Annotated in this window: 10 protein-coding genes; all 10 read left to right on the top strand. The window is 57.0% G+C overall.

The features are described 5' to 3' along the window. Window positions 1-17: 17 nt before the first annotated feature. The 10 genes from lspA to BCM02_RS07335 all read left to right on the top strand — a co-directional run bounded on the left by lspA (window position 18) and on the right by BCM02_RS07335 (window position 12,583). On the top strand, window positions 18-554 hold the full coding sequence (gene lspA, locus BCM02_RS07380) for a signal peptidase II (protein WP_148928410.1): 537 nt from the start codon (window positions 18-20) through the stop codon (window positions 552-554). After that, window positions 529-1,491: an RluA family pseudouridine synthase gene (locus BCM02_RS07375; protein WP_425466158.1), complete on the top strand. Its 963-nt coding sequence runs from the start codon at window positions 529-531 to the stop codon at window positions 1,489-1,491. Before lspA ends, BCM02_RS07375 begins: the two co-directional genes overlap by 26 nt. Before the next feature lie 402 nt (window positions 1,492-1,893). Further along, window positions 1,894-2,448, top strand: coding sequence for a bifunctional pyr operon transcriptional regulator/uracil phosphoribosyltransferase PyrR (pyrR, locus tag BCM02_RS07370; RefSeq protein WP_148928409.1), 555 nt, complete (start codon window positions 1,894-1,896; stop codon window positions 2,446-2,448). 17 nt (window positions 2,449-2,465) lie between these two features. Then, window positions 2,466-3,365, top strand: a complete 900-nt coding sequence (locus BCM02_RS07365) for an aspartate carbamoyltransferase catalytic subunit (protein WP_148928408.1) — start codon at window positions 2,466-2,468, stop codon at window positions 3,363-3,365. Between the two features lie 23 nt (window positions 3,366-3,388). Next, window positions 3,389-4,672, top strand: a complete 1,284-nt coding sequence (locus BCM02_RS07360; RefSeq protein ID WP_148928407.1) for a dihydroorotase — start codon at window positions 3,389-3,391, stop codon at window positions 4,670-4,672. A 142-nt stretch (window positions 4,673-4,814) separates the two neighbouring features. Next, window positions 4,815-5,960 (top strand): carbamoyl phosphate synthase small subunit, encoded by a 1,146-nt coding sequence (locus BCM02_RS07355; RefSeq protein WP_148928406.1) that lies wholly within the window; start codon window positions 4,815-4,817, stop codon window positions 5,958-5,960. Further along, window positions 5,947-9,156 carry a carbamoyl-phosphate synthase large subunit gene (carB, locus tag BCM02_RS07350; protein ID WP_148928405.1) on the top strand — a complete coding sequence of 1,070 codons (3,210 nt, stop codon included), beginning with the start codon at window positions 5,947-5,949 and terminating at the stop codon, window positions 9,154-9,156. The genes BCM02_RS07355 and carB overlap by 14 nt, the downstream gene beginning before the upstream one ends. Before the next feature lie 102 nt (window positions 9,157-9,258). Next, window positions 9,259-9,990 carry an orotidine-5'-phosphate decarboxylase gene (gene pyrF / locus BCM02_RS07345; RefSeq protein ID WP_148928404.1) on the top strand — a complete coding sequence of 244 codons (732 nt, stop codon included), beginning with the start codon at window positions 9,259-9,261 and terminating at the stop codon, window positions 9,988-9,990. Continuing rightward, window positions 9,990-10,637 carry an orotate phosphoribosyltransferase gene (pyrE, locus tag BCM02_RS07340; RefSeq protein ID WP_281288151.1) on the top strand — a complete coding sequence of 216 codons (648 nt, stop codon included), beginning with the start codon at window positions 9,990-9,992 and terminating at the stop codon, window positions 10,635-10,637. The genes pyrF and pyrE overlap by 1 nt, the downstream gene beginning before the upstream one ends. Window positions 10,638-10,843: 206 nt before the next feature. Beyond that, entirely contained in the window at window positions 10,844-12,583 is a 1,740-nt protein-coding gene (locus tag BCM02_RS07335) for a methyl-accepting chemotaxis protein (RefSeq protein ID WP_148928403.1), read from the top strand. The last annotated feature ends 187 nt before the right edge of the window (window positions 12,584-12,770 follow it).

Genomic DNA, 12,770 nt, shown 5'->3' with positions numbered 1-12,770 from the left:
CTGGTGATTATGCTACAATGTTTGGGACGAGGGGGAGTGGTGTCTTGCGATTTTATTACTACTGGATCGCATTGTTCGTATTTGTCATTGACTACGTGTCCAAGAAGGTGATCGAAAGCAAGCTGGAGCTTTACGAGATCATTCCGGTAATCGGCGATTTCTTCGTCATTACCTCGATCCGTAACCGTGGCGCGGCATTCGGCATCCTTCAGGAACAGAGATTTTTCTTTATTGCGATAACCCTTGTCGTCGTGTGCGCCATCGTCTGGTACATTCACCGGAACCGAAACGGGCGGCCAACGCTGCTGATCGGGCTGGGGCTTGTTCTTGGCGGGGCGGTCGGCAATTTTCTGGATCGTGCGCTTTATGGCGAAGTCGTTGACTTTTTGCAATTTACTTTCGGCAGTTACGTGTTTCCGATCTTCAATCTCGCGGACACCGGCATTTGCGTGGGCGTCGGCCTGATTTTGCTCGATTCGTTCCTGTCGATGAAGAATGAGAACCAAGAAACGAGTGACACGCGTGAACATGATGGACAGCAACCTATTCAATAACGAAGATGAGAACATCGGCGAAGAACCGGTCGAGTTCGTCATTCGCGGCGAAGAAGCCGGGGAACGCCTGGATAAATTCGTAACGGAGAACATGTACGATGATGCCATCTCCCGCACGCAGGTACAGGATTGGATCAAGAACGGGAACGTGCTCGTGAACGGCCGTACCGTGAAGCCGAATTACAAAGTCGCGGATGCAGACGTCATCGTCGTGACGGTTCCGGAGCCGGAGAGCGCGGTCATCGAGCCGGAAGCGATTCCGCTTGACGTCGTATACGAAGATCGCGACGTGATCGTTATCAATAAGCCGCGCGGCATGGTCGTTCATCCTGCGCCCGGCCATTCTTCCGGCACGGTAGTCAACGCGCTTATGCACCATTGCCAGGATCTGTCCGGTATTAACGGCGTTTTGCGTCCGGGGATCGTGCATCGCATCGACAAGGATACGTCAGGTCTGCTCATGGTGGCCAAGAACGACCTCGCGCATGCTTCGCTGGCGGCTCAGTTGAAGGAGCACTCGGTTACGCGGAAGTACATTGCGCTCGTTCATGGCAACGTGCCGCATGAACAAGGCACCGTGGACGCGCCGATCGGCCGGGATCCGAAGGACCGTAAGTTGTTCACGGTCACGGAGAAGGGCAGCAAGCACGCGGTGACGCATTTCATGGTCGTCGAGCGCTTCGGCGATTACACGTTGATGGAGCTGCAGCTCGAGACAGGGCGCACGCACCAAATTCGCGTTCATATGAAATATATCGGTCATCCGATGGCGGGCGATCCGGTATATGGCCGCAGCAAGACGATCGGACTGAAAGGGCAGGCGCTCCATGCCGCGGTATTGGGCTTCGTCCATCCTCGCTCGGGGGCGGAGCTTGTGTTCGAAGCGCCGATGCCGCCCGATATGGAGCATGAGCTCGATATTCTTCGCAAACGTTAAGCGAGCAAATAAGCCTCTAATCGACGAGCAATCGGCCGGTTGGAGGCTTTTATCATTTTAGATGAAGTTGAGGCGACCAGTATTTCGCTTGCAAGGATTTGTCGAAACAGAGGGGATGTTATAGTTGACATCCCTTACGAACCATGGCATAATTCCAGTAATGAACTTCAGTACCTTTAAGATCAGTCCAGAGAGGCTGGCAAGGTAGCGTGAATAGTTGAGCCCCTGCGGCGACATAGCAGATTCCTTTGTCGAACCTTCGTACATCGGCATCTTCTGTTTGCCCTCGCATGCTCAGATTTGACTCTCACACTCCTTGCCGATACGGCAAGGAGTTTTTTGTTCGCGCCAAAAGCACGCAAGTTTCGCGACAAAGCAGAAGAACGGAAGGAAGGGAATGCATTGAGCAACGAACGCATTCTAATGGACGAGACGGCGATCCGGCGGGCGTTGACGCGAATCGCGCACGAAATCGTGGAGAAGAACAAAGGCATCGAAGGCTGCGTGCTGGTCGGTATTCGCACAAGAGGCATTTATCTGGCGCAGCGAATCTCGGAACGGATACAAGAAATCGAAGGCCTTCCGATCGAAGTGTGCGAGCTGGACATTACCTCTTATCGCGACGATCGCAACTCCGGCATCGGCGGTGCCGCCAAGGCGGAGACGGCTGCAGCCTCCGAGCAAGCCATGCGGCGCAATCATGTGCAGGACAAGCGAGTAATCCTGTTCGATGACGTGCTGTATACGGGACGGACGATAAGGGCGGCGATGGATGCCGTCATGGACTGCGGTCGGCCGCAGACGATCCAACTGGCCGTGCTTGTGGATCGGGGGCACCGGGAGCTGCCGATCAGACCGGATTATGTCGGGAAGAACGTACCGACCTCTAAACAAGAGGAAATCGAAGTGTCGCTGATGGAAATCGATCAGGAAGATAAAGTAACGATTCTGCATTAAAAGGGGGCAAGCTTAAGATGACCATGACAACATTGAAGCAGCGTAGTTTACTCGGTTTGAAAGAGCTTGATCAAGAAGAAATTCGCTCCATCCTAGACCGTGCGGCCTATTGGGAAGCCCAGCAGGAGAAAGTGAAGCCGGTATTGCCCGGGAAATTCGTCGCCAATATGTTCTTCGAGAACAGCACGAGAACACGGTTTTCCTTCGAAGTCGCCGAGAAGCGGCTGGGCGCGGAAGTGCTGAACTTCTCCGCCGCCGTATCGAGCGTGCAAAAGGGCGAATCGATCTATGATACGGTGCGGACGCTTGAATCGATGGGCATCGACGCAGGGGTCATCCGACTGAAGCCGATCGGGGTACTCGCCGAACTGGCAACGAAGATTCGAATCCCTCTTATTAATGCAGGCGATGGCAACAACGAGCACCCGACGCAGGCGCTACTGGATCTTTACACGATGCGCAAGCAGTTCGGCGAACTTCGCGGACTCAACGTTTCGATCATCGGCGATGTACAACATAGTCGCGTAGCTCGCTCGAACCTATGGGCGCTGCGCAAGTTTGGCGCCAACGTCTCCTTCTGCGCGCCGGAAGGCATGACGGCCGCGGAGCTCGATGCGCCGCATATCTCAATCGACGAAGCGTTGAAAGCCGACGTGATCATGATGCTGCGCGTGCAGTTGGAGAGACACGAGAACGGATTAATCAAGTCCGCGGAGGAGTACCGCCAGCAGTACGGTCTAACCGTCGAACGCGCCAAGCGGATTGCCCCTCATGCAATTATCATGCACCCGGCACCAATTAACCGCGGCGTCGAAATCGACGACGAGCTGGTTGAATCCCCGCAGTCGAGAATTTTCCCGCAAATGCAGAACGGCGTGCCGATCCGAATGGCCGTCATTGAACGGGCGCTTAGCTAATAAAGGAAGGGAGATAGACAAGCATGGCACTTTGGATATTGAACGGAAGCATCTGGGACGAGAATGAAGCGAAACTGGTGAAGAAGCATGTGCGCATCGAAGGCGGCATGATCGAAGCGATCGCCGACGGTAACGACACGCCGGATACGAACGGGCACGAAACGATCGATGCGGCGGGCAAGCTCGTATCGGCCGGATTTATCGATATGCACGTCCATCTTCGCGAACCGGGTTTTGAATATAAAGAAGACATTGCAAGCGGCACTCGCTCGGCGGCGAAAGGCGGCTTCACGACGATCGCCTGCATGCCGAACACGCGGCCGGTCATCGATACGCCGGAGACGATTCGCTACATACTGGATAAAGCGAAGAGCGAAGGGGTCGTCAAGGTGCTGCCTTACGCGGCGATTACAAAGAACGAGCTCGGCCGCGAGCTGACCGATTTCGCGGCGCTGAAGGAAGCGGGCGCGATCGGCTTCACGGACGACGGCGTTGGCGTGCAGAATGCCCAGATGATGAAGAACGCCATGAAGCTGGCGCACTCGATGGGCATGCCGGTTATCGCGCACTGCGAAGACGATTCGCTGGTAGAAGGCGCTGCCGTAACGGAAGGCAAATTCGCCGAGAAGCACGGTCTCAAAGGAACTCCGAACGAATCCGAAGCGATTCACGTCGGACGCGATATTCTGCTCTCCGAGGCGACGGGCGTGCACTATCATGTCTGCCACGTTAGCACCGAGCAGTCGGTCCGCTTGATCCGCCAAGCGAAAGCGATCGGCATCAACGTCACGGCCGAGGTTTGCCCGCATCACTTGATCCTGTCGGATGAGGATATCCCTAGCATGGACGCCAATTGGAAAATGAACCCTCCGCTCCGTACGCCGCGCGACGTGCAAGCGGTCATCGAAGGGCTGGAGGACGGCACGCTCGACATCGTCGTCACCGACCATGCGCCGCACAGCGCGGAAGAGAAAGCGCGAGGCATGCAGCTGGCGCCGTTTGGCATCACGGGCTTCGAGACGGCGTTCCCGCTGCTCTACACGAAGTTCGTCGTCACCGGAAAATGGACGCTCGGCTTCCTGCTCAAGCGGATGACGCAAGACCCGGCTCGCGTATTCGGTTTGGCCGAAGGCAAGCTTGCGGCGGGCGCGCCGGCGGATCTGACGATCGTCGACCTGGAGAGCGAGCGCGAGGTGCAACCCGAGACGTTCCTCTCGAAAGGGAAAAATACGCCGTTCGGCGGATGGAAGCTGCAAGGCTGGCCGACGGCGACGATCGTGAACGGCAAGCTGGTTTGGTCCGAGTAAGAAGAACGAATTGAGAAATGGCCGGCAACGGCTGTCCTTATAGATGACATAGTTACCGAAGCGCCGAATGCCCGGGCGGAGCTGCCGCTCCAGGCAAGGCGCGCATAACAAGCAGGCACAGAATTCAGAAGGAGTGATAAGCATGCAAGCAAGACTGCTGCTCGAAGACGGAACGCTGTTCACAGGCGCTTCGTTTGGCGCCGAAGCGCAATCCGCAGGCGAGGTAGTGTTCAATACGGGAATTACAGGCTATCAGGAGGTACTGTCCGACCCGTCCTACTGCGGCCAAATCGTCACGATGACGTACCCGCTTATCGGCAACTATGGCATTACGCGCGATGACTTCGAAGCGGTTCGCCCGTTCATCCACGGCTTCGTTGTAAGACGCCACGAAGAAGTGCCAAGCAACTGGCGCGCGGAATACTCGCTCGGACGATTGCTCAAGGAATACGGCATCCCCGGCATCAGCGAGATCGACACGCGCATGCTGACCCGCAAACTACGTCACTTCGGTACGATGAGAGGCCTGCTGACCACGGGCAACGAGCGCATTGAAGAGCTTCAAGAGCGTCTGCTCGGCACGACGCTGATGCGCGATCAGGTCGCCCGCACGTCGACGAAGGGCGTATTCTCGAGCCCTGGCGACCGCGAGCGCATCGTGCTGGTCGACTTCGGCGCGAAGAGCGGCATTTTGCGCGAGCTGACCAAACGCGGCTGCGACGTCGTCGTCGTACCTCATGACACGACGGCCGACGAGATCCGCCGCCTTAATCCGGACGGTATCCAACTATCTAACGGACCTGGCGACCCGAAAGACGTACCTTACGCGGTCAAGATGATCCAAGAGTTGCTCGGCGAATATCCGATCTTCGGCATCTGCCTGGGCCACCAGCTGTTCGCGCTCGCATGCGGCGCCGATACGTCGAAGTTGAAGTTCGGCCATCGCGGCGGCAACCATCCGGTGAAGGAGCTGGCGACCAACCGCTGCTACATCACTTCGCAGAACCATGGTTACACGGTTCTTGACGACACGATTGCCGGCACGAAGCTGGAAGTGACGCACATCAACAACAACGACCGGACGATCGAAGGCTTGAAGCATGCGGAATTCCCGGCATTCTCGGTGCAGTACCATCCGGAAGCGGCGCCTGGGCCATTCGATTCCAGCTACTTGTTCGACCAATTCCTGGATATGATCCGCGACCATAAAATGAACAACCCGCAAAAACCGCGCCAAGCACAGCTTGCGGAGGCATTGAGAGGAGAACTGCAATATGCCCAAAAATAATGAACTCAAAAAAATTCTCGTCATCGGGTCCGGTCCGATCGTTATCGGTCAAGCAGCGGAATTCGATTATGCCGGCACGCAAGCTTGCCAAGCGCTGAAGGAAGAAGGCTACGAGGTCGTCCTGATCAACAGCAACCCGGCAACGATTATGACGGACACGAACATGGCCGACAAAGTATACATTGAACCGATTACGCTCGAGTTCGTCACGCAAATTATCCGCCAAGAGCGTCCGGACGGCTTGCTGCCGACGCTCGGCGGTCAAACCGGACTGAACATGGCCGTCGAGCTGGCGCGCGCCGGCGTGCTGGAGCGCGAGAACGTGAAACTGCTCGGTACGCAGCTGACCGCAATCGAAAAAGCAGAGGACCGCGACCTGTTCCGCGATCTGATGCGCGAGCTCGAGCAGCCGGTGCCAGAGAGCACGATCGTCACGACGGTTGAAGCTGCCGTGGAATTCGCGAATGAAATCGGCTATCCGATCATCGTACGTCCGGCATATACGCTGGGCGGCACGGGCGGCGGCATCTGCGCCAACGAAGAGGAACTGCTGGAGACGGTTGCTTCCGGTATTCGTTACAGCCCGATCAGCCAATGTCTGATCGAGAAATCGATCGCGGGCATGAAGGAAGTCGAATACGAAGTCATGCGCGATGCGAACGATAACTGTATCGTCGTCTGCAACATGGAGAACTTCGACCCGGTCGGCGTGCACACGGGCGACTCCATCGTCGTTGCGCCGAGCCAGACGCTGTCCGACCGCGAGTACCAAATGCTGCGTTCGGCCTCGCTCAAGATCATCCGCGCCCTGAACATCGAGGGCGGTTGCAACGTACAGTTCGCGCTGGATCCGTTCAGCTACCAATACTACGTCATCGAAGTGAATCCGCGCGTTAGCCGCTCTTCCGCGCTGGCGTCGAAGGCAACGGGCTACCCGATCGCCAAGATGGCGGCCAAGATCGCAATCGGCTACACGCTCGACGAGATCGTTAACCCGGTTACGGGCCAAACTTATGCTTGCTTCGAACCGACGCTCGACTATATCGTATCGAAGATCCCGCGCTGGCCGTTCGATAAATTCATTAATGCAAACCGCAAACTCGGCACGCAGATGAAAGCGACGGGCGAGGTCATGGCAATCGGCCGCACGTTCGAAGAGTCGATGCACAAGGCGGTAAGATCGCTCGAGATTGGCGTGCACCGCATTCACTTGAAAGAAGCGCACGAGTTGTCGGAAGACGTGCTTCGCACCCGGCTGCAGAAGCCGGACGACGAGCGCATGTTCTTGGTTGCGGAAGCGTTCCGCCGCGGCTATCAGCTGCAAGAGATCCAAGATCTAACCAAGATCGACTGGTGGTTCCTAGATAAGCTCGAAGGCATCGTCAAGTTCGAGAACGAGCTTCGCGCCGCGGCTAGCCTGACGCCGGAACTGCTCTACCAAGCCAAGCGCAAAGGTTTCTCCGACCGCTCGATCGCCGAGATCCGCACGGAAGGCGGCAATGCGCTGAACGAGCACGACATTCGCGCGCTTCGCCTGTCGCAAGGACTGAAGCCGGTATACAAAATGGTCGACACGTGCGCGGCAGAGTTCGAAGCGACGACGCCATACTACTACTCGACTTACGAGACCGAGAACGAAGTGACCGAGACGACGAAGCAGAAGGTGCTCGTGCTGGGCTCTGGCCCGATCCGCATCGGCCAAGGCATCGAGTTCGACTACTCCACGGTTCACGCGGTATGGGCGATCCAGAACGCGGGCTATGAAGCCGTCATAATCAACAACAACCCGGAGACGGTCTCCACGGATTTCTCGACGAGCGACCGCCTCTACTTCGAACCGCTCTTCTTCGAAGACGTCATGAACGTTATCGAACAAGAGCAGCCGATCGGCGTCATCGTGCAGTTCGGCGGTCAGACGGCGATTAATCTCGCGGCCCCGTTGACCAAAGCCGGCGTACGTATCCTCGGCTCCGATCTCGAGAGCATCGATGCGGCGGAAGACCGCAAGAAATTCGAAGCGCTTCTTCGCAAACTGAATATCGCGCAGCCGGAAGGCAGCACGGTAACGTCGGTAGATGAAGCGGTAGGCACGGCGCAGAAGCTAGGTTATCCGGTGCTCGTTCGCCCGTCGTACGTTCTTGGCGGCCGCGCGATGGAGATCGTCTACTCCGACGAGGAGCTGCTGAACTACATGGTCGAGGCGGTCAAAATCAATCCGGAGCATCCGGTTCTGATCGACCGCTATATGCTGGGCAAGGAAGCGGAGGTCGACGCGATCTGCGACGGCGATACGGTGCTCATCCCTGGCATCATGGAGCATATCGAGCGCGCCGGCGTTCACTCCGGCGACTCCATCGCGGTGTACCCGCCGCAGCATCTGTCCGCCGAGTTGAAACAGCAGATGATTGACATCACCATCAAGATCGCGAAAGAACTGCGCGTTATCGGTCTGGTCAACATCCAGTTCGTCATCTTCCAGGATCAAGTGTACGTCATCGAGGTCAACCCGCGTTCCTCGCGTACGGTGCCGTTCCTGAGCAAAGTAACGAACATCCCGATGGCGAATCTGGCGACCAAAGCGATCCTCGGACAGAAGCTGGCTGATCTCGGCTACCAAGAGGGCCTCGCGCCGGAAGCGGATTACGTATCGGTTAAAGTACCGGTATTCTCCTTTGCGAAGCTGCGCCGCGTCGACCCGACGCTGACGCCGGAGATGAAATCGACGGGCGAAGTCATGGGCCGTGATAAACAGTACGCGAAGGCGCTGTATAAAGGCTTGATCGGCGCGGGCATGCGCATTCCGCCAACGGGCGCGATCATTGCCACGGTGTCCGATAAAGACAAACCGGAAGCGATCGAGATTCTCCGCGGATTTTACGAGCTGGGTTACAACATCATCGCAACGGGCGGTACGGCCGATGCGCTGGAAGGCGCAGGACTTCGCGTTAAGCGCGTCAACAAGTTGACGGAGGGCACGCCGAACATCTTGGATCTCATCCGCGACGGCCAGGCTCACTTCGTCGTCAACACGCTGACGAAAGGCAAAACGCCGGAGCGCGACGGCTTCCGCATCCGCCGCGAGGCGGTCGAGAACGGCGTCGTCTGCATGACGAGCCTGGATACGGTTCGCGCGCTGCTCAATATGCTCGAGGCGATCAATTTCTCCTCGCATCCGATGCCGGTACTGCAACAGTAATTAACGAACAATGGGCCGTCCTGGCCGCGTCAGCCTGCTAATTGGCAAGCTGACGCTACGGGACGCCTTTTTTATGGACATCTATAGTAAGGGGTGGATACGATGAGCGGCCTTACACGAAATGAAGCGGCAGGCAGTATCATGGTCGCGCTGGATTATCCGGATGCCATGGCGGCCGAGCGATTGCTGGATGCCCTTGACGGCATTCCCTGTTATATGAAAGTGGGCATGCAGTTGTTTTATGCGGCGGGACCTGCTTTCGTGGCCAGTCTGAAGGAGCGCGGCTATCAAGTGTTTCTGGACGTGAAGATGCACGATATTCCGAATACCGTCAAAGGCGGAGCGAACAGCATCGCGCGCCTTGGCGTCGATATGTTCAACGTGCATGCGGCCGGCGGACGAGACATGATGGAAGCTGCGTTGGAAGGCGTTGACAGCGCGCTAAGCAGAGGAGGCGCGCGCCCGTTGGTTATCGCGGTCACGCAGCTGACGAGCACGAATCAGAGCGTATTGAACGAAGAGATCGGCATCGCAGGCAGCGTGGAAGACGCGGTTATCCGTTACGCGAAGCTGGCGCATGCGGCCGGACTGGACGGCGTCGTGTCGTCCCCGCAAGAGGTAACGGCGATCAAAACCGCGTGCGGCGCCGCGTTCAAGACGGTAACGCCCGGCATTCGCCCGGCAGGAGCCGATATGAACGATCAATCGCGCATTCTTACGCCGCGGCAAGCATTGGACCAAGGAACGGACTTCATGGTCATCGGACGTCCCATCACGGCCGCGCAGGACCCGCGTGCATCTATTGAATCGATTATTGAGGAGCTGATTCGCTAATGACTACGATCAAACTGGAACAATTGCCGCAGCATATCGCGCTTAACCTGCTGGAAATCGGAGCGGTCGCGCTCCGTCCGAACGACCCGTTCACGTGGTCTTCCGGCATGAAGTCTCCTATCTACTGCGACAACCGTTTGACGATGTCGTATCCGGACGTACGCGACGCGATTGCCGAAGGCTTCGCGACCGTGATTCGCGAGCAATTCCCGGACTGCGAAGCCGTAGCGGGTATCGCGACGGGGGGTATCCCGCACGCCGCATGGGTGGCGCATAAGCTGAACCTGCCGATGCTTTATGTGCGCGATAAAGCGAAAGGCCACGGCAAAACGAATCAAATCGAAGGCAACTTCAAGGCCGGCCAGAAGGTCGTGTTGATCGAGGATCTCGTGTCGACGGGCGGCAGCTCGCTGAAAGCGGCCGTGGCCGTTCGCGAAGCCGGCTGCGAAGTGCTCGGTACCGTCGCGATTTTCACCTATGAATTCCCTCAGGCGGCCGCGGCGTTCGCGGAGCAGCAAATTCCGCTCTTCACGCTCTCCAACTACTCGGCGCTGATCGATACGGCGCTTGCCGCAGGCAAAATCGAAGAGGCGGACGTGTCGTTGCTGCGCAAGTGGCGCGAGAATCCGCAAGCTTTCGGTCAGTAAACGACGCCGGAACAACTTGGCTGTTAAGCACCATCCACTCCTTTTCCGTTCATCCGGATAAGGAGTTTTTTTATGCGTACACAGTGGAGTTTCGACAAAAGTTATCATAATTCAACAAATGCTATTATTATTCCTTTACATATAACCGATGTATGTAGTAAAAGGGCTTACTGATAGCCAGATGCTAACGTAGAGGATGATCCGCCATGAAGAAAAGACGTATTTCTCTCTCCTTGAGGGCCAAGCTGCTCCTATTAATGTCACTTCCCATCTTGATGTATGCGGGCAGCAACGTCTATATTTTGAGCAAGTACGGTGCGGACATGTCGAATGCGAACGCGTTGTTCGAGCAGACGAACGAAATCACGACGAACGTATTGAACGCCGATCGCGATTTGTACCAGTCCCTTTCGGCCTACCAGCTGTTGAAATCTGGTGGGATGAGCCAGGATCGAGCATCTCTTGCGCAGGAAGACATGCTGGCCAATGTAAAGCAGGCTTCCGAACGACTGCAGAAGGCGGAAGAGATCGCGAATTCCGCGGGCATGATGGAACTCAAGAAGAGCGACGGCGACACGACGGTCCAGGAGATTATCGCTTCCTTCCGCGAGAACTTTAAAGTCTGGGTGGACGATCTGGGCAGCTCCCTCGCCGTTTCGGACGGAACCGCGCCGAACGAGGACTTTATGAATCGGTTTATCGAACTGCGGGGCAGCTTGAATACGATCGGCGAAATTTTGGAAGAGTACGCGGGCGCGCAGTCGGAGCTATCCAAGAAACAACTGGAGGACTTCAAGCTTCAATCGTACATCGGGATCGCGGCCTGCGTCATCGCGATCGGCGTGGTCAGTTTCTTCATTATCCGCAACCTGTACCGCGTCGTCGGCTACATGATCAGTCTGACGCGCGCGGTGGCCGATGGCGATTTGAGACCGCGTCCTGCATTTAAACGGGGCAACGACGAGCTGGGCAAAATCGCCGACTCGATCGAAACGATGGCCAGCAGCCTGCGCGGTCTCATCGGCACGATATCGGAGAATGCCGATCATGTGAGCGCATCCTCGAAACAAATGCAGCTGACGTCGAAGCAATCGACGGAAGCGGCTTCCAGCGTGGCGGTGGACATTCAGAGCGTGAGCGACGGGATGGAATCTCAGACGCGGGGGGCGGAAGAATCCGCGCGGGCGATCGTGGAGATGGCCGTCGGCATTGCCCGCGTCGCCGAGAACACGTCTTCGATATCGGAATATTCGACGGCCACCTCGCAGAAGGCGGAGCAAGGGCAGCAGCAAATCGACCTGCTCGTGAGCCAAATGCAAGGCATCAAGAGCGTCATACAGAGTCTCTCGGGCATCGTCGATAGCTTGAATGAACGTTCCCGCGAGATCGGCCAGATCGCCGAGCAGATCACGTCATTCTCGAACCAAACGAACATTCTGTCGCTCAACGCCTCGATCGAGGCGGCGCGCGCGGGCGAGCATGGCCGCGGCTTTACGGTCGTGGCCGGCGAAATCCGCAATCTTGCCGCAGCTTCTCTGCAGTCTGCCACTACGATCAACGAGCTGGTCGCGGCGACGCAAGGAGAAGTGGCCAGCGCGACCGGCGTGATGACCAAGACGCTGACGGAAGTCGAGCAGGGCAGCAAGCTGCTCGCGAACGTGACGGAGAGCTTCACGCAGATCCGCGGCTCGATTGAGAGCATCGCGTCCCAGATTCACGACAACTCGGCGATTACGGAACAAATGTCGGCGAGCTCCGAGCAGGTAAGCGCCACGATGGAGCAATCCGCTCATACGGCGCAGCTGACGCTCGACAGCACGCGCAGCGTAGCGGCGGCCACCGAAGAGCAGCTGGCTCTCATGGAAGACATTACGTCGGCCGCGGACCAGCTCCAGCGAATCGTCTCGCAGCTGACGGAATCGGTCACTTCGTTTAAAGTGAAATAACGCAAGCTAAAGCCCGGGTGGAAACGAATGCGAAAGCCGTTCTGGTCCACCGGGGCTTTCTGCGTCCATAACAGCCTGTCTTAGTCGAGTTTTGTCGAGTCGAGGCGGATAAAGCCGGAAAAGTTTGCTTTAACAAATATTTATGTTTTCTTTCTACTTGAAGCGTAACTTTTTTGGTAAACGTACC

The organism is Paenibacillus methanolicus, from assembly GCF_008124765.1.
In the GTDB taxonomy this organism is placed as follows: domain Bacteria; phylum Bacillota; class Bacilli; order Paenibacillales; family Paenibacillaceae; genus Paenibacillus_Z; species Paenibacillus_Z methanolicus.
This window is presented reverse-complemented; position numbering and strand designations above follow the sequence as displayed.